Annotated in this window: 12 protein-coding genes and 1 pseudogene; 9 read left to right on the top strand and 4 right to left on the bottom strand. The window is 51.7% G+C overall.

The window, feature by feature from the left end:
• The first annotated feature begins 264 nt into the window (after nucleotides 1-264).
• The 4 genes from prpB to prpE all read left to right on the top strand — a co-directional run bounded on the left by prpB (nucleotide 265) and on the right by prpE (nucleotide 5,851).
• A complete protein-coding gene (prpB, locus tag ACLD11_RS10055) occupies nucleotides 265-1,152 on the top strand; it encodes a methylisocitrate lyase (protein ID WP_000052221.1) in 888 nt (295 codons plus the stop codon).
• A gap of 111 nt (nucleotides 1,153-1,263) precedes the next feature.
• Nucleotides 1,264-2,433 carry a 2-methylcitrate synthase gene (prpC, locus tag ACLD11_RS10050; protein ID WP_411014855.1) on the top strand — a complete coding sequence of 390 codons (1,170 nt, stop codon included), beginning with the start codon at nucleotides 1,264-1,266 and terminating at the stop codon, nucleotides 2,431-2,433.
• Nucleotides 2,434-2,472: 39 nt separating this feature from the next.
• Nucleotides 2,473-3,924 carry a bifunctional 2-methylcitrate dehydratase/aconitate hydratase gene (locus tag ACLD11_RS10045; RefSeq protein ID WP_411014854.1) on the top strand — a complete coding sequence of 484 codons (1,452 nt, stop codon included), beginning with the start codon at nucleotides 2,473-2,475 and terminating at the stop codon, nucleotides 3,922-3,924.
• A 40-nt stretch (nucleotides 3,925-3,964) separates the two neighbouring features.
• Complete coding sequence (prpE, locus tag ACLD11_RS10040) at nucleotides 3,965-5,851, top strand: propionate--CoA ligase (RefSeq protein WP_001749094.1); 1,887 nt, start codon at nucleotides 3,965-3,967, stop codon at nucleotides 5,849-5,851.
• Between the two features lie 103 nt (nucleotides 5,852-5,954).
• On the opposite strand, the gene hemB is transcribed toward prpE, so the two are convergent.
• Nucleotides 5,955-6,929 carry a porphobilinogen synthase gene (gene hemB, locus ACLD11_RS10035; RefSeq protein WP_000130729.1) on the bottom strand — a complete coding sequence of 325 codons (975 nt, stop codon included), beginning with the start codon at nucleotides 6,927-6,929 and terminating at the stop codon, nucleotides 5,955-5,957.
• A gap of 513 nt (nucleotides 6,930-7,442) precedes the next feature.
• Between hemB and ehaB the strand changes: the two genes are divergently transcribed.
• Together ehaB and iprA are read left to right on the top strand one after the other, a co-directional pair.
• A complete protein-coding gene (gene ehaB, locus ACLD11_RS10030) occupies nucleotides 7,443-10,454 on the top strand; it encodes an autotransporter adhesin EhaB (protein ID WP_411014853.1) in 3,012 nt (1,003 codons plus the stop codon).
• A gap of 85 nt (nucleotides 10,455-10,539) precedes the next feature.
• Nucleotides 10,540-11,163 carry a hydrogen peroxide resistance inhibitor IprA gene (gene iprA / locus ACLD11_RS10025; RefSeq protein WP_411014852.1) on the top strand — a complete coding sequence of 208 codons (624 nt, stop codon included), beginning with the start codon at nucleotides 10,540-10,542 and terminating at the stop codon, nucleotides 11,161-11,163.
• A gap of 44 nt (nucleotides 11,164-11,207) precedes the next feature.
• Here the strand turns inward: iprA and ampH are convergent, their stop codons facing one another.
• Nucleotides 11,208-12,365: a D-alanyl-D-alanine-carboxypeptidase/endopeptidase AmpH gene (ampH, locus tag ACLD11_RS10020; RefSeq protein ID WP_000830775.1), complete on the bottom strand. Its 1,158-nt coding sequence runs from the start codon at nucleotides 12,363-12,365 to the stop codon at nucleotides 11,208-11,210.
• Between the two features lie 346 nt (nucleotides 12,366-12,711).
• Here ampH and sbmA point away from each other — a divergent pair, with 346 nt between their 5' ends.
• Together sbmA and yaiW are read left to right on the top strand one after the other, a co-directional pair.
• Nucleotides 12,712-13,932 carry a peptide antibiotic transporter SbmA gene (gene sbmA, locus ACLD11_RS10015; RefSeq protein ID WP_183074141.1) on the top strand — a complete coding sequence of 407 codons (1,221 nt, stop codon included), beginning with the start codon at nucleotides 12,712-12,714 and terminating at the stop codon, nucleotides 13,930-13,932.
• A 14-nt stretch (nucleotides 13,933-13,946) separates the two neighbouring features.
• Nucleotides 13,947-15,040: pseudogene (gene yaiW, locus ACLD11_RS10010) on the top strand (surface-exposed outer membrane lipoprotein YaiW).
• Nucleotides 15,041-15,077: 37 nt separating this feature from the next.
• Here yaiW and ACLD11_RS10005 read toward each other — a convergent pair.
• On the bottom strand, nucleotides 15,078-15,386 hold the full coding sequence (locus ACLD11_RS10005) for a YaiY family protein (RefSeq protein WP_000763139.1): 309 nt from the start codon (nucleotides 15,384-15,386) through the stop codon (nucleotides 15,078-15,080).
• A 267-nt stretch (nucleotides 15,387-15,653) separates the two neighbouring features.
• On the opposite strand from ACLD11_RS10005, the gene ACLD11_RS10000 reads away from it, so the two are divergent.
• A complete protein-coding gene (locus ACLD11_RS10000) occupies nucleotides 15,654-15,869 on the top strand; it encodes a DUF2754 family protein (protein ID WP_001239240.1) in 216 nt (71 codons plus the stop codon).
• 25 nt (nucleotides 15,870-15,894) lie between these two features.
• Here the strand turns inward: ACLD11_RS10000 and ddlA are convergent, their stop codons facing one another.
• Complete coding sequence (ddlA, locus tag ACLD11_RS09995) at nucleotides 15,895-16,989, bottom strand: D-alanine--D-alanine ligase (protein WP_411014851.1); 1,095 nt, start codon at nucleotides 16,987-16,989, stop codon at nucleotides 15,895-15,897.
• Between the last annotated feature and the right edge of the window lie 46 nt (nucleotides 16,990-17,035).

Genomic DNA, 17,035 nt, shown 5'->3' with positions numbered 1-17,035 from the left:
GCAGTAGGTTCATCTTTAAGGGGCGATTTTTTGTTTTAAACATGTTTCATAAATGTTGCAATGAAACGGAGCGATTCGTTTCATGAAACGTTAGCTGACACGTTTTTCTTTTCCCTTAATCGCGCTTATTCATAACAGGAATGACTGTAATCACCTGTTTTTAAATCTCATTGTATTTAATTTTCTTGCTGCCTCTTTGCCTGGCATAGCCTTTGCTTTGGTGAATACATTCTGAGTAACAATTTACTAACATGAGGACGAGATATGTCTTTACATTCGCCGGGGCAGGCATTTCGCGCCGCGCTCGCTAAAGAGAATCCATTACAAATTGTCGGCGCGATCAATGCCAACCATGCTCTGTTGGCCCAACGGGCCGGGTATCAGGCTATCTATCTTTCTGGCGGCGGCGTAGCGGCGGGCTCGCTTGGACTGCCGGATCTGGGGATTTCGACGCTGGATGATGTGTTAACCGATATCCGGCGCATCACGGATGTTTGTCCGCTGCCGCTGTTGGTGGATGCGGATATTGGCTTTGGCTCCTCCGCCTTTAATGTCGCGCGGACGGTAAAGTCCATAGCCAAAGCGGGCGCCGCCGCGCTGCATATTGAAGACCAGGTTGGCGCTAAGCGCTGTGGACACCGTCCAAACAAAGCGATCGTCTCGAAAGAGGAGATGGTAGACCGAATTCGGGCGGCAGTGGATGCACGCACCGATCCGAACTTTGTGATCATGGCGCGTACCGATGCGCTGGCGGTGGAAGGGCTGGAGGCGGCTCTCGATCGTGCGCAGGCTTACGTGGACGCGGGGGCTGACATGCTGTTCCCGGAGGCGATCACCGAACTGTCGATGTACCGCCAGTTCGCCGACGTGGCGCAGGTGCCGATCCTCGCCAACATCACTGAGTTTGGCGCGACGCCGCTGTTTACGACCGACGAGTTGCGCAGCGCACACGTGGCGATGGCGCTCTATCCGTTGTCGGCGTTTCGCGCCATGAACCGCGCCGCAGAAAAAGTCTATACCGTGCTGCGCCAGGAAGGGACGCAAAAGAACGTGATCGACATCATGCAGACCCGCAACGAGCTATACGAAAGCATCAATTACTACCAGTTCGAAGAGAAGCTGGACGCGCTGTACAGGAATAAAAAATCGTAGCCTGTAGGCCTGATAAGGCGAAGCCGCCATCAGGCAATGCCGGATGGCACTACGTTTATCCGGCCTATACGCCTCAATACCCTACACATTAAAAAAAATGACGAGGACACTATGAGCGATACCACGATCCTGCAAAATAATAACCATGTCATTAAGCCCAAAAAATCCGTCGCCTTGTCTGGCGTACCAGCCGGAAATACCGCTCTGTGTACCGTGGGAAAAAGCGGTAACGATCTGCACTATCGCGGTTACGACATTCTCGATTTGGCGGAGCACTGCGAATTTGAAGAAGTCGCGCATTTACTGATCCACGGAAAATTACCGACCCGCGACGAGCTGAACGCGTATAAAAGCAAGTTAAAAGCGCTGCGCGGATTACCCGCCAATGTCCGTACCGTTCTGGAAGCGTTACCGGCGGCCTCGCACCCGATGGACGTGATGCGTACCGGCGTTTCCGCGCTGGGCTGCACCCTGCCGGAAAAAGAGGCACATACCGTCTCCGGCGCGCGCGATATTGCCGATAAGCTGTTGGCCTCGCTCAGCTCTATCCTTCTTTACTGGTATCACTACAGCCACAACGGCGAACGTATTCAGCCGGAAACCGACGATGATTCCATCGGCGGCCATTTCCTGCATCTGCTGCATGGTGAAAAGCCAACCCAAAGCTGGGAAAAGGCGATGCATATTTCGCTGGTGCTGTATGCCGAGCATGAGTTCAACGCCTCGACGTTTACCAGCCGGGTGATTGCCGGGACCGGCTCGGATGTCTACTCCGCGATTATCGGCGCGATTGGCGCGCTACGCGGCCCGAAACACGGCGGGGCGAATGAGGTGTCGCTGGAAATTCAACAGCGTTATGAAACGCCGGACGAGGCAGAGGCGGATATCCGTAAGCGCGTGGAAAACAAAGAGGTGGTGATTGGCTTTGGACATCCGGTTTACACCATCGCCGACCCGCGCCATCAGGTGATCAAACGGGTGGCGAAACAGCTTTCGAAAGAAGGCGGCTCGCTGAAGATGTACCACATCGCCGACCGTCTGGAAACGGTGATGTGGGAGACCAAAAAGATGTTCCCGAATCTCGACTGGTTTTCGGCGGTCTCTTACAACATGATGGGCGTCCCTACCGAAATGTTCACCCCGCTGTTTGTCATCGCCCGCGTTACCGGCTGGGCGGCGCACATTATTGAACAGCGTCAGGACAACAAAATTATTCGCCCCTCTGCCAACTATACCGGGCCGGAAGATCGTCCGTTTGTCTCGATAGACGATCGTTGCTAACTCACTCTTATTAAAAATAAAACGCAGGAAACGTACCCTATGTCTACCCAAGAACTGAACATCCGCCCGGACTTTGACCGCGAAATCGTCGATATCGTGGATTACGTGATGAACTACGACATCACCTCAAAGGTGGCGTACGACACCGCGCATTATTGCCTGCTCGACACGCTCGGTTGTGGTCTGGAAGCGCTGGAATACCCGGCCTGTAAAAAATTGCTTGGGCCGATCGTACCAGGCACGGTGGTGCCCAACGGCGCACGCGTGCCGGGCACCCAGTTCCAGCTCGATCCGGTACAAGCAGCTTTTAACATTGGCGCGATGATCCGCTGGCTCGATTTTAACGATACCTGGCTTGCCGCCGAGTGGGGCCATCCTTCTGATAACCTGGGCGGTATTCTGGCGATTGCGGACTGGCTGTCACGCAACGCCGTCGCCGCCGGCAAAGCGCCGCTGACCATGAAACAGGTATTGAGCGGGATGATCAAAGCCCATGAAATTCAGGGCTGCATCGCGCTGGAAAACGCCTTCAACCGTGTCGGGCTTGATCATGTGCTGCTGGTCAAAGTGGCCTCGACCGCGGTGGTCGCTGAAATGCTGGGGCTGACGCGCGATGAGATCCTCAACGCGGTATCGCTGGCGTGGGTGGATGGCCAGTCGCTGCGTACCTATCGTCATGCGCCGAATACCGGTACGCGCAAATCCTGGGCGGCGGGCGATGCGACTTCGCGCGCGGTACGTCTGGCGCTGATGGCGAAAACCGGCGAGATGGGCTATCCCTCGGCGCTCACCGCCAAAACCTGGGGCTTCTACGACGTTTCATTCAAAGGTGAAACGTTCCGTTTCCAGCGTCCTTACGGCTCCTACGTGATGGAAAACGTGCTGTTCAAAATTTCTTTCCCGGCAGAATTCCACTCGCAAACCGCCGTCGAAGCGGCGATGACGCTGTATGAGCAGATGCAGGCCGCGGGTAAAACGGCAGCGGATATCGAGAAAGTGACCATCCGCACCCACGAAGCCTGTCTCCGCATTATCGATAAAAAAGGCCCGCTCAATAACCCGGCGGACCGCGATCACTGTATCCAGTATATGGTCGCCGTGCCGTTGCTGTTCGGACGGTTAACCGCGGCGGATTATGAAGACGAGGTGGCGCAGGACAAGCGTATTGACGCCCTGCGCGAGAAAATCGTGTGTTATGAGGACCCGGCTTTTACCGCCGACTATCACGACCCGGAAAAACGAGCTATCGGCAATGCGATCACCGTGGAGTTTACTGATGGCTCACGCTTTGGCGAGATTGTCGTGGAGTATCCGATTGGTCATGCGCGTCGCCGCGCCGACGGTATTCCGAAGCTTATCGAAAAATTTAAAATTAACCTGGCGCGTCAGTTCCCGACTCGCCAGCAGCAACGCATTCTGGATGTCTCCCTGGACAGAGCCCGCCTGGAGCAGATGCCGGTTAACGAATACCTCGATTTATATGTCATCTGAGCCAGCCAGCAGTAAGGCGTAAGTTCAACAGGAGAGCGTGATGTCTTTTAGCGAATTTTATCAGCGTTCCATTAACGAACCGGAGGCGTTCTGGGCCGAGCAGGCCCGACGTATCGACTGGCGACAGCCGTTTACGCAGACGCTGGATCATAGCCGTCCACCGTTTGCCCGCTGGTTTTGCGGCGGCACCACTAACTTATGTCATAACGCCGTCGACCGCTGGCTGGATAAACAGCCGGAGGCGCTGGCGCTGATTGCCGTCTCATCAGAGACCGATGAAGAGCGTACATTTACCTTCAGCCAGTTGCATGATGAAGTCAACGCTGTGGCCGCCATGCTGCTGTCGCTGGGCGTGCAGCGTGGCGATCGCGTATTGGTCTATATGCCGATGATTGCCGAAGCGCAGATAACCCTGCTGGCCTGCGCGCGTATTGGCGCGATCCATTCGGTGGTCTTTGGCGGTTTTGCCTCGCACAGCGTGGCGGCGCGCATTGACGATGCCAGACCGGCGCTGATTGTGTCGGCGGATGCCGGAGCGCGGGGCGGTAAAATTCTGCCGTATAAAAAGCTGCTCGATGACGCTATTGCGCAGGCGCAGCATCAGCCGAAACACGTTCTGCTGGTGGACAGAGGGCTGGCGAAAATGGCGTGGGTGGATGGGCGCGATCTGGATTTTGCCACGTTGCGCCAGCAGCATCTCGGCGCGAGTGTGCCGGTGGCGTGGCTGGAATCCAATGAAACCTCATGCATTCTTTACACCTCCGGCACTACCGGCAAACCGAAAGGCGTCCAGCGCGACGTCGGCGGTTATGCGGTGGCGCTGGCAACCTCGATGGACACCATTTTTGGCGGCAAGGCGGGCGGCGTATTCTTTTGCGCATCGGATATCGGCTGGGTCGTCGGCCACTCCTATATCGTTTACGCGCCGCTGCTGGCAGGCATGGCGACTATTGTTTACGAAGGACTGCCGACGTACCCGGACTGCGGGGTCTGGTGGAAAATTGTCGAGAAATACCAGGTTAACCGGATGTTTTCCGCCCCGACCGCGATTCGCGTGCTGAAAAAATTCCCGACGGCGCAAATCCGTAATCACGATCTCTCCTCGCTGGAGGCGCTTTATCTGGCCGGTGAGCCGCTGGACGAGCCGACGGCCAGTTGGGTAACGGAGACGCTGGGCGTACCGGTCATCGACAATTATTGGCAGACGGAGTCCGGCTGGCCGATCATGGCGCTGGCCCGCGCGCTGGACGACAGGCCGTCGCGTCTGGGAAGTCCCGGCGTGCCGATGTACGGTTATAACGTCCAGCTACTCAATGAAGTCACCGGCGAGCCCTGCGGCATAAATGAAAAGGGGATGCTGGTGATCGAAGGGCCGCTGCCGCCGGGCTGTATTCAGACTATTTGGGGTGACGATGCGCGTTTTGTGAAGACTTACTGGTCGCTGTTTAACCGTCAGGTTTATGCCACCTTCGACTGGGGAATCCGCGACGCCGAGGGGTATTACTTTATTCTGGGCCGTACCGATGATGTGATTAATATTGCGGGTCATCGGCTGGGGACGCGAGAAATAGAAGAAAGTATCTCCAGTTACCCGAACGTAGCGGAAGTGGCGGTGGTGGGGATAAAAGACGCTCTGAAAGGGCAGGTGGCGGTGGCGTTTGTCATTCCGAAGCAGAGCGATACGCTGGCGGATCGCGAGGCGGCGCGCGACGAGGAAAAAGCGATTATGGCGCTGGTGGACAACCAGATCGGTCACTTTGGTCGTCCGGCGCATGTCTGGTTTGTTTCGCAGCTCCCCAAAACGCGTTCCGGAAAGATGCTTCGCCGCACGATCCAGGCGATCTGTGAAGGCCGCGATCCGGGCGATCTGACAACCATTGACGATCCCGCGTCGTTGCAGCAAATTCGCCAGGCGATCGAGGAATAGCCGTAAGCCGGATAAGCCGCGTCCGGCAACGGGTTAGACTCAGCGACTGAATAGTGGGGTGTAAAGTCGGGAAAGGGCGGCAGAGCGCCGCCCTGTAACAGAATTAACGCAGAATATTTTTCTCAGCCAGATCCAGCGCGAAGTAACTGAAAATCAAATCGGCGCCGGCGCGTTTAATCGAGCCCAGACTTTCCAGCACGACCTTTTCTTCATCGATGGCGCCAGCCATAGCAGCAAATTTAATCATGGCGTATTCACCGCTCACCTGGTAAGCGCCAAGCGGCAACTCTGTGCGTTCGCGGATTTCACGCAGCACGTCCAGATACGCGCCGGCCGGTTTCACCATCAAGCAATCCGCGCCCTGGGCTTCGTCGAGCAGTGATTCGCGAATCGCTTCACGGCGGTTCATCGGATTCATTTGATACGTCTTGCGGTCGCCTTTTAACGCGGTACCCGCTGCTTCACGGAAGGGGCCGTAGAAAGAAGAGGCGAACTTGGTGGAGTAGGACATTATTGCCGTATCGGTAAAACCGGCGGCATCCAGCGCCTGGCGGATAGCCTGGACTTGTCCATCCATGGCTGCGGAGGGCGCTATAAAATCTGCTCCAGCCGCCGCCGCGATAACGGCCTGCTTGCCGAGGTTGGTCAGCGTCGCATCGTTATCCACACCGTGTTCGCACAACACGCCGCAGTGGCCGTGCGAGGTGTATTCGCAGAAGCAGGTGTCGGACATGACGATCATCTCCGGCACGGTTTGCTTACAGATGCGGGACATTCTTGCCACCAGGCCGTCTTCTTTCCAGGTATCGCTGCCGGTGTCATCAGTATGGTGGGAAATGCCGAAGGTCATAACGGAACGAATACCAGCATTTGCGATACGTTCAATCTCTCGCGCCAGCTGCTTTTCCGGGATACGCATTACGCCGGGCATGGCATCAATAGCTTTGTAATCGTCGAGTTCTTCTTCAACAAAGATCGGCAACACCAGGTCGTTCAGGCTAAGTGTTGTCTCTTCAAACATAGCGCGCAGCGCAGCGGATTTGCGCAGGCGGCGAGGGCGATGGATAAGGTCTGTCATGGTCTGCCTGATGTTTGTGGAATCGAAGGCCCAGTATACCTGAATCTGCAGGCAGATGTTTTACGAAAACGGTCCTTAACGTAGCAGGCGCAGCCCCGGCGGCGGCAGAACATGGCGCTTCTTTTATATACCGGAGATTAATACCTCAGGCACTATATCATTTTAAATAAGAATTAGTTTTACGTTGTTTTTAGTTTTATTTCATCGTCATTTAAGTAAATGTGGGTTTTAACATTATTCATATTTATTTTATTTTTCTTTGATCCATATTTATCTCATATGTATTTTATTTTTTTTATTTTCTTGTAACCTCATGAAAAAGAATGATTTTTAATTATCTATTTTCCTTTCATTACGTCTTTTTAATTCATGTCCGAATCCGGACTGAGGATAAAGAATAATTGAACCTTTTAGCAATGACGCCGCATAATCCTCCTTGCTAAACATTTATATGTTTTTATGCATTGATAATTGATGGATCAACTATATTACGTCCCTGAGGAGGGATGACAAATGCACTCCTGGAAAAAGAAACTTGTAGTCTCACAATTAGCATTGGCTTGCACTCTGGCAATCACTTCTCAGGCGAATGCTACTACTAATGATATTTCTGGTACCACTTACAATACGTTTCATCACTACAACGATGCGACCTACGCTGATGGCGTTTATTATGATGGCTATGTAGGTTGGAACAACTACGCAACTGATAGTTACTATAACGGTGACATTTATCCTGTAATCAATAACGCGCGAGTTAATGGCGTTATTTCTACCTACTATCTGGATGATGGCGTTACTACCAATACTAATGCGAATAGCCTGACAATTAAAAACAGTACTATTCATGGTATGATTACCTCCGAGTGTATGACTACCGATTGCGTAAATCGTGACACTGGGTATGTATATGATCGCCTGGCGCTGACCGTTGATAACTCTACCATTGACGACAACTACGAGCATTATACCTATAACGGTACCTATACCGATGGTACTGCGGATACGCATGTTGTTGATGTTTATGACATGGGTACCGCGATTACACTGGATCAGGAAGTTGATCTGTCTATTGTAAATAATTCTCATGTTGCTGGTATTACCCTGACTCAGGGCTACGAATGGGAAGATATCGACGATAACACCGTTAGCACTGGCGTAAACAGCGGTGAAGTATTTAATAACACAATCAATGTTGCTGATTCTACCGTAACCTCTGGTTCATGGTCTGATGAAGGTACTTCCGGCTGGTTTGGTAATACTAATAACGCTAGCGATTACAGCGGTTCTTATACTGCTGATGACATTGCGATTGCGGCAATTGCAAACCCATACGCTGATAATGCAATGCAGACGACGGTCAACCTCAGCAACTCCACGCTGATGGGCGATGTTGTATTCTCCAGCAATTTCGATGAGAACTTCTTCCCGAATGGAGCGGATAGCTATCGTGATACTGATGCTGACCGCGACACGAACGGTTGGGATGGCACTGACCGTATGGATGTTACCCTGAATAATGGTAGCAAATGGGTTGGTGCAGCAATGTCTGTACATATGACAGACACTGGTACTGATGCCGATGGAGACGGTGTTTTTGAATATACTGTAGATACTAACGGTGACGGTATTCTTGATGCCACATCTCCGGATGGAGTTTACGATTCTTATGCTGTAGGTACCGAGGCAACTGCAAATCTGATCGATATCGCAGCTAATAGTCTGTGGCCATTATCAACTGTAGGTGTTGATAACATTTATACTGACTACAGTGAGTATAACCATATCGTTGGTAACGAAGTTTATCAGAGCGGCCTGTTTAACGTGACCCTGAATACCGGATCACAGTGGGACACTACTAAAACTTCTCTGATTGATACGCTGAGTATCAATAGTGGTTCTGTTGTCAATGTTGCTGATTCTACTCTGGTTTCTGACACTATCGGCCTGACTGGTGGTTCTGCTCTGAACATCAATGAAGATGGTCATGTTGCAACTGATACCCTGTCTATCGATAACAGTACCGTTACGATTGCTGATGATGTTTCTGCTGGCTGGAGCGTAAATGATGCTGCCCTGTACGCAAACACTATCAACGTAACCAATAATGGTGTACTGGATGTTGGTAATAGCGCTTCTAATGCGCTGCAGGTTGATACTCTGAACCTGACCAGCTACACCGATGCTAACGGTTATGTGAACGCTGGTGTCTTCAACATCGAAAGTAACCGTTTCGTACTGGATGCTGACCTGACTAACGATCGTACTAACGACACGACTAAGTCTAACTACGGTTATGGCGTGATTGCGATGAACTCTGATGGTCATTTGACCATTAACGGTAACGGCGATACTTACGATACCGACCAGACGGAAGCAGGTCAGGATGAAGTTGATAACGTTGGTGACAATGTTGCAGCTGCAACCGGTAATTATAAAGTGCGTATCGACAACGCCACTGGCGCGGGTTCTGTTGCGGATTATAAAGGTAATGAGCTGATCTATGTTAACGATAAGAACAGCACCGCAACCTTCTCTGCAGCAAACAAAGCTGACCTGGGTGCTTACACCTATCAGGCTAAGCAGGAAGGCAACACTGTCGTGCTGGAACAGATGGAACTGACCGACTACGCTAACATGGCGCTGAGCATTCCTTCTGCGAACACCAATATCTGGAACCTGGAACAAGACACCGTTGGTACTCGTCTGACCAACGCTCGTCATGGCCTGGCGGATAACGGCGGCGCATGGGTAAGCTACTTCGGCGGTAACTTCAACGGCGACAACGGCACCATTAACTACGATCAGGATGTTAATGGCATCATGGTCGGTGTTGATACCAAAGTTGACGGTAACAACGCTAAGTGGATCGTTGGTGCGGCAGCAGGTTTCGCGAAAGGCGATCTGAGCGATCGTACCGGTCAGGTGGATCAGGACAGCCAGTCTGCCTACATCTACTCTTCCGCTCGCTTCGCAAACAACATCTTTGTTGACGGTAACTTGAGCTACTCTCACTTCAACAACGATTTGTCTGCTAACATGAGCGACGGTACTTACGTTGACGGCAACACCTCTTCTGACGCCTGGGGCTTCGGTCTGAAACTGGGCTACGACTGGAAACTGGGTGATGCAGGTTACCTGACTCCGTACGGCAGCGTGTCTGGTCTGTTCCAGTCTGGCGACGACTACCAACTGAGCAACGACATGAAAGTTGACGGTCAGTCCTACGACAGCATGCGTTATGAACTCGGTGTAGATGCAGGTTATACCTTCACTTACAGCGAAGATCAGGCGTTGACGCCGTACTTCAAACTGGCTTACGTTTACGACGACTCCAACAACGATGCTGACGTAAACGGCGACTCTATCGACAACGGCGTAGAAGGTTCTGCGGTACGTGTTGGTCTGGGTACTCAGTTCAGCTTCACGAAGAACTTCAGCGCTTACACCGATGCTAACTACCTCGGCGGCGGTGATGTTGATCAAGACTGGTCTGCAAACGTTGGTGTTAAATATACCTGGTAATCATTTTCTCTCAGGAGAAATAAAGGTAATTTAAACTGAAAAATGCCCGTCAAGGACTTGACGGGCATTATTGCAAGGAATGCATATGTTATCTTTAAGCAAGCCACTACAGGAATTCAATAAACTCGATAAATGCCTTTCTAAGTATGGTACGCGTTTCGAGTTTGTTAACGATAAAGAGATTATCTGTTCACCTGATGAAAGTAATACCCATACCTTTGTTATTTTAGAGGGGGTTGTTTCGTTAGTTCGGGGTGATAAAGTTCTTATTGGTATTGTGCAGGCCCCCTTTATTTTCGGCTTAGCCGATGGTGTGGCGAAAAAAGAGGCACAATATAAATTAATTGCGGAGAGCGGTTGCATTGGTTATCGCCTCTCATCATCACAAACTCTCGCCATCATTGAGCAGAACCAACTGTGGCGTGAAGCCTTCAGTTGGCTAGTATGGAAAAGCCAGGTACTGGAACTTCGTGACAAGCAGCTCATTGGTAATAATTCTTACGACCAGATTCGTGCGACGTTAATGACAATGATTGAGTGGGATGAAGAACTTCGATCACGTATTGGTGTTATGAACTATATTCATCAACGAACGCGTGTATCGCGATCGGTGGTGGCGGAAGTCCTCGCGGCCCTGCGTAAGGGTAATTATATTGAAATGAATAAAGGCAAACTGATCAGTATTAACCGTTTGCCCTCCGAATATTAACAAAAATGTTGCGCCTCGTCTGATATAGCGCGAGGCGCGACGACTCAGGATGCAGGAATAGCAATCGGTTTATTGCCGCTTAGCTCAGTAACCAAATCGTTAATCCCGTCGCTCATATTGGTAAAACGAGTGAGGGGGGAACGGGTTACGACCACAAAAGCGCCAATATTATATTGTGGGATCATCGCCATATAGGTAATAAAACCGCCGCCGCCGCCTGTTTTCTGGATAATGCCAGGACGTCCGTCTTTTGGCGCCATATAGACCCAGCCCAGACCGAGCGCGTCGGCTTTACCTGGTACGTCCATCCCGATGATTTTCTTTAACTGTGTGCGCTGATAAATCAACGTTTGCATACGATCGGCCTGATGGCTACGGTGATAGAAATCTGACGACAGATACTGTTGCATCCAGCGCATCATATCTCCTGGCGTAGAATAGACCCCGCCGCTGCCAATGGCAGCCAGCGTATTATTACAGGGGCTTGCGCCTTTTTCTGCCACCATCAGACGCTTACACTGATCGGGAGAGGGGGTAAACGTGGTGTCTTTCATTCCCAGCGGGCGGGTAATCTTTTCTTCAAACAGTTGCGTATAAGGTTTGCCGGAGGCGGTCGCCAGCGCGTCGGCTAACAGGTCGAACGCCAGATTGGAATAGGCCGCCTGCGAGCCTGGCGCGACTTTTAACGTTGCTGTGGAGAGCCAGTTCCAGCGTTGTTCGCGGGTTGGCCAGACAAATACCGGACGATGCGCCGCGCCGCCGGGCTGTTCTCGCGGAAGCGCGCTGGTGTGGGTCGCTAAGTTGACCAACGTAATCGGCGTGCCTTGATACGTCGGGACATGCGCGCCGGGAGGCGCATATTTGCTGAGAGGATCGTTTAATTTTACCGTTCCCTGATCGAGCAATTTTACCAACATTTCACTGGTCATTAGCTTGGTGAGAGAAGCGATACGAATGACCGAATCAAGCTGTGGACGAACATTATTGCCCGGTCTGGTGTCACCGAAACTACGAAACACGCGTTGATTGCCGTCGATCACCACCAGCGCCATGCCCGTGGCGCCGCTACCATAAAAGATATGCTCGGCATAACGATCAACGATATCAGAGGCAAAAACCGGATCGGCAATCGGCTGAGCCGCCTGGACAGAAGTAAGTGATGCCGCAAACAGCATGGCAGTAAAAAGCAGACTACGTTTCAACGGTGATGTCCATAAGTGAAATAACGGTGGTTATGCGTATTTATACTACCCGGCGGCACATTGCAAAACGTTAAAGAGAAAAAAGTGGGTGAAAAAACGTAACGGCGGGTTTTCGTGATGAAGAATGTTTACTTTTGTGATAAAGCGCTTGTGATAACCTAATAGCGCCAGCCTGCCTGCTTAGAATGAAACTCGTCGAAACAATTCTGTTGAGCAGAAGTGCGAACTAAGCGTCACAACGTAGGTCACAATGCCTGGTTTAGCCCTTTCATTTGCGTGGGCATGGCGTGCTATTGCCGCCGTCACAGCAGCCGTAATAAAGATAAGAAGTTAGCAGGAGAGCATGATGTTTAAATCTTTTTTCCCAAAGCCAGGGCCGTTTTTCATGTCGGCGTTTGTTTGGGCGCTGATCGCCGTCATTTTCTGGCAGGCGGGAGGAGGAGATTGGGTGGCGCGACTTGTGGGGGCATCCGATGAAGTGCCTATCAGCGCAGCGCGCTTCTGGTCGCTGGACTATCTGATTTTTTATGCTTATTACCTGATTTGCGTGGGATTATTTGCAACGTTCTGGTTTATCTATAGCCCGCACCGCTGGCAGTACTGGTCGATACTTGGCACCTCGCTCATTATTTTTGTCACCTGGTTTTTGGTGGAGGTTGGCGTTGCGGTTAACGCCTGGTACGCACCATTCTATGATTTGATTCAAACGGCGCTCAGCTCGCCGCACAAGGTCACTCTTGGTCAATTTTATCATGAAGTGGGGGTGTTTCTCGGTATTGCGCTTATCGCCGTGGTGATCGGTGTGCTGAACAACTTCTTTGTCAGCCACTATGTATTTCGCTGGCGTACCGCAATGAATGAGCACTATATGGCGCACTGGCAGTACCTGCGCCATATCGAAGGGGCCGCCCAGCGTGTGCAGGAAGACACCATGCGTTTTGCCTCTACACTGGAGAATATGGGCGTGAGTTTTATCAATGCCATTATGACGCTCATCGCCTTTCTGCCGGTGTTGGTCACCCTGTCAGCGCATGTGCCGGATTTACCCGTCGTAGGACATATCCCTTACGGCCTGGTCATTGCCGCCATAGTCTGGTCATTAATGGGGACGGGCCTGCTGGCAGTCGTCGGGATCAAATTGCCGGGGCTGGAATTTAAAAATCAGCGAGTGGAAGCAGCTTATCGTAAGGAGCTGGTCTACGGTGAAGATGACGCCAGCCGCGCCACGCCGCCAACCGTCCGTGAACTGTTTAGCGCGGTGCGCCATAACTACTTCCGTCTCTACTTTCACTATATGTATTTCAACATCGCGCGCATTCTCTATTTGCAGGTCGATAACGTTTTCGGTTTGTTCCTGCTGTTTCCTTCCATTGTTGCCGGTACGATTACGCTGGGGCTGATGACGCAAATCACCAACGTGTTTGGCCAGGTGCGCGGTTCGTTCCAGTATTTGATTAACTCCTGGACGACTCTGGTGGAGCTGATGTCTATTTATAAACGTTTACGTAGCTTTGAACGCCAGTTAGATGATCAGCCAGTTCAGGAAGTGACCCACTCTTTTAGCTAACAGAAGGAAACGTTATGTCGGCGGCGTCCCGTCTTTATCCTCTGCCTTTTCTGGCGGTTGCCATATTGGCTGGCTGTAGTAGTCAATCCGGGCAGCCGGTGAGCAAGGGCGAGAAGCCTGTCGACGTGGCAAGCGTAGTACGTCAGAAAATGCCGGCCAGTGTCAAAGACAGAGAGGCCTGGGCGAAAGATATCGCGACAACGTTTAAGAGCAGGGGCTGGCGCCGACGGTAGAAAATATCTGTTCGGTGCTGGCTGTCGCCCAGCAGGAGTCCGGTTATCAGGCGGATCCTGTCGTGCCGGGGCTAAGTAAAATCGCCTGGCAGGAGATTGATCGTCGTGCTGAACGACTACACATTCCGCTGTTTCTGGTGCACACCGCGCTGAAAATTAACTCCCCCAACGGCAAGAGCTATAGCGAACGCTTGGACACGGTAAGAACCGAAAAACAGCTTAGCGCTATTTTTGACGACTTTATCAATATGGTTCCTATGGGGCAGACGCTATTTGGCTCATATAACCCGGTGCATACGGGCGGCCCGATGCAGGTCAGCATTGCCTTTGCCGAACAGCACGCGAAAGGCTATCCATGGACGATGGCGGGTACGGTACGTCAGGAGGTCTTTACGCGCCGTGGCGGGTTGTGGTTTGGAACCTACCATTTGCTGAATTACCCGGCGAACTACAGTGCGCCTGTTTTCCGCTTCGCCGACTTCAACGCGGGATGGTACGCCAGCCGTAACGCTGCGTTCCAGAATGCCGTCAGTAAAGCCAGTGGGGTAAAACTGGCGCTGGATGGCGATCTGATTCGTTATAACAGCAAGGAACCGGGCAAAACAGAGTTAGCGGTGCGCAAACTGGCAGGGCAGTTGGGAATGAGTGAGCGTGAAATTCGCAGCCAACTGGAGAAAGGCGATAGCCTGGCGTTTGAAAAAACGGCGCTCTACAAGAAAGTCTATAAACTGGCCGAGGCCAAAACGGGCAAGACGCTTGCGCGGGAAATGTTGCCCGGTATTCAACTGGAAAGCCCGAAGATCACGCGCAAGCTGACGACCGCCTGGTTTGCTAAACGAGTTGATGAGCGGCGGGCGCGCTGTATGGGGCGATAAATTTCGCGCTGGGATATTTTCTCCAGCGCGCTAAGGTTTATTGGTGACGGTGACGCCAGCGTAAAAACGCGGCGATAACGGCAAAAATGAGGCAGCCCGTGAGGAAGGGTACCAGGCCAAAAATCGTCCCGACGCCCAGCCCAATCTCTACCCGCGGTCGACCTGTATCCTGTACCTGCATCAGATGCTCATAGATGCCCGGCGCATGAACCAGCAGGTTTAAGAGTTGCGCTCCGGCCCAGAAGCAAAACAGTACAAATATGGCGTAAGCAATATTTCCGGGCGTAGAGGAGGTTTCTCGATGCTTCCCGCTGAACAGCGATTTTGAGAGAGTGAAATCAGCCATAAAGACCTCCAGGATGATCGGCTACGATCTGGCGTTATGCCATCGGCTTACTGTGAAGTCTGACAGGTCATTGTGTTTGTCAATATCAGAATCATGGTAATTTCACATACGGAATGTATCCATCGCGTAAATTTTTGTTAGTTGTCACAAAAAGATCACTTTTATCAAAATCAATTAACATTTAAGAAATTCCGTATCCCCCACAGACTCGCTCGCCAGAAGTATGCAAAAATACGTTTTTGTTGCTGTTAATACGTCGGAGTCGTTATGCGTTTGCCTGTAAAAATTCGTCGTGACTGGCACTACTATGCCTTCTCTATTGGCCTTATCTTTATTTTGAATGGTGTCGTAGGATTGCTGGGTTTTGAGGCGAAAGGATGGCAAACCTATGGCGTTGGGCTGGTAACGTGGATTATCAGCTTCTGGCTGGCGGGGTTCATCATTCGCCGGCGCGAAGATGATGAGGTAAAAGACGCCCGATAAACGTTGCGCTATCGGGCGTGCGCTATTACATCGTGGTTTTTAAGGCGTTATTCGCCGTATGGCGTTCCAGCGCCAGCTCAATCAGGCGACTGATCAAATCGGTATAGCCCAATCCGCTCGCCTGCCAGAGTTTTGGATACATACTGATATTGGTAAAACCTGGCAGCGTATTGATCTCGTTAATCACGACCTCATTGTCTGCTGTTAAGAAGACATCGACACGCGCCATACCCGCGCACCCCAGCGTCTGATAAGCCTGGATCGCAATCGCGCGGATCTTGTCATTCACCCCGGAAGGGAGCTGCGCAGGCACGACAACTTGTGCGCCGTTATCATCAATATACTTAGTATCGTAGGCGTAAAATTCGCTATTCAGTACGATTTCGCCGCAGGTACTGGCCTGTGGGTTATCGTTACCTAATACGGCGCATTCGATTTCGCGCCCTTTGATCCCTTGCTCCACCACCACTTTATGATCGAATTCGAAAGCCAGCGCGACCGCCTGCTGATATTGCGCTTCGTTAGTGACTTTACTGACGCCGACCGAAGAGCCCTGATTGGCGGGCTTAACGAACAGCGGCAGTCCCAGACGGGATTCAACCTCGGCAAAACTAAACGCGTGACGATTCGTTTGGGTGAGTGTAATAAACGGGGCGATATTCAGTCCTGCATCGCGTAGCAGTCGTTTGGCGACGTCTTTATCCATGCAGGCTGCGGAGCTCAGCACGTCTGAACCGACAAACGGTAAGTTTGCGACGCGCAGCATCCCCTGCAATGAGCCGTCTTCGCCCAGCGTACCGTGGACGATAGGAAAAATAACATCTACCGTCGGTAGCGGCTGCCCGTTCTGGGCGTTAATCAATTGGTGTTGATGTTTGCCAGGCACCTGGGCCAGACTGATTGCCGAAGGACGTAGCGCGATATGTGCCGGATCGTCTGCATTCTGCAAATAATTTTCCGCATCGTTAACATGCCATTGTCCTGCCTTATCTATCCCTAACAGCACCACGTCGAAGCGGGTTTTATCGATCGCATCAACGATATTTTTCGCTGATTGCAAAGACACTTCATGTTCCGCCGACTTACCGCCAAATACTATTCCTACCCGCAATTTCGCCATCTTAAAAACCCATTCCATCGAATGCAAAGCGTATACATTACCACGA

Source organism: Salmonella sp. 741265116_PST (assembly GCF_046567715.1).
GTDB classification, from domain to species: domain Bacteria; phylum Pseudomonadota; class Gammaproteobacteria; order Enterobacterales; family Enterobacteriaceae; genus Salmonella; species Salmonella enterica.
The sequence above is the reverse complement of the archived record's forward strand: the minus strand, read 5'-3'. Positions and strand labels throughout refer to the sequence as shown.

What these genes read in the sequence shown, in the direction of transcription:
- ehaB (WP_411014853.1), top strand. Translation starts at nt 7,443, where the DNA reads ATGCACTCCTGGAAAAAGAAACTTGTAGTCTCACAATTAGCATTGGCT.
- sbmA (WP_183074141.1), top strand. Translation starts at nt 12,712, where the DNA reads ATGTTTAAATCTTTTTTCCCAAAGCCAGGGCCGTTTTTCATGTCGGCG.
- prpC (WP_411014855.1), top strand. Translation starts at nt 1,264, where the DNA reads ATGAGCGATACCACGATCCTGCAAAATAATAACCATGTCATTAAGCCC.
- hemB (WP_000130729.1), bottom strand. Translation starts at nt 6,929, where the DNA reads ATGACAGACCTTATCCATCGCCCTCGCCGCCTGCGCAAATCCGCTGCG.
- ACLD11_RS10045 (WP_411014854.1), top strand. Translation starts at nt 2,473, where the DNA reads ATGTCTACCCAAGAACTGAACATCCGCCCGGACTTTGACCGCGAAATC.
- prpB (WP_000052221.1), top strand. Translation starts at nt 265, where the DNA reads ATGTCTTTACATTCGCCGGGGCAGGCATTTCGCGCCGCGCTCGCTAAA.
- ACLD11_RS10005 (WP_000763139.1), bottom strand. Translation starts at nt 15,386, where the DNA reads ATGGCTGATTTCACTCTCTCAAAATCGCTGTTCAGCGGGAAGCATCGA.
- iprA (WP_411014852.1), top strand. Translation starts at nt 10,540, where the DNA reads ATGTTATCTTTAAGCAAGCCACTACAGGAATTCAATAAACTCGATAAA.
- ddlA (WP_411014851.1), bottom strand. Translation starts at nt 16,989, where the DNA reads ATGGCGAAATTGCGGGTAGGAATAGTATTTGGCGGTAAGTCGGCGGAA.
- ACLD11_RS10000 (WP_001239240.1), top strand. Translation starts at nt 15,654, where the DNA reads ATGCGTTTGCCTGTAAAAATTCGTCGTGACTGGCACTACTATGCCTTC.
- prpE (WP_001749094.1), top strand. Translation starts at nt 3,965, where the DNA reads ATGTCTTTTAGCGAATTTTATCAGCGTTCCATTAACGAACCGGAGGCG.